Origin of the sequence: Arthrobacter sp. 18067 (assembly GCF_902706295.1) — a bacterium.
Classification (GTDB): Bacteria; Actinomycetota; Actinomycetes; order Actinomycetales; family Micrococcaceae; genus Arthrobacter.
Genome location: NZ_CACSJJ010000132.1, coordinates 1 through 380 on the forward strand (window position 1 = coordinate 1; position 380 = coordinate 380).

A 380-nucleotide genomic window follows, 5' to 3' on the forward strand; every position below is an offset into this window, starting at 1 on the left:
CAACCCGCCGAGGTGTGGGCCTTCTACCAGCACATGCAGTCGCGCCTGCGCACCAAGACTGCCAACAAGGCCGACTCCCTCGAGATGCAGTTGGCGGCCGAGGCGCTGCAGCGCATGGGCATCCTCGACAGGCAGCGCTTCCTGGAGAAGTACGCCACCACCGTGGGCCGCACCCTCTACCTGCCCTTCGGGGTGGTTGTGCCGAAGGGGGGCTGGGCCTTGTGGGCCCAGGTGGTGGTGTGCGTCCACGAGCACCAGCACGTCGTCCAGCACGACGAAGAGGGCCCCAGCTACGAGCTGGCCTACCTCACCAGCGCCGCTTCGCGCGCCCGCTACGAGACCGAGGCCGAGATCGTATGCCGTCATCCGCTTGAAAAAAA

The 380-nt window shown here is 66.6% G+C and carries 1 protein-coding gene; it reads left to right on the forward strand.

The annotated features are described in order from the left end of the window. On the forward strand, positions 1-380 hold a 380-nt coding region (locus GVL04_RS24430; protein WP_200846982.1), incomplete at both ends, for a hypothetical protein.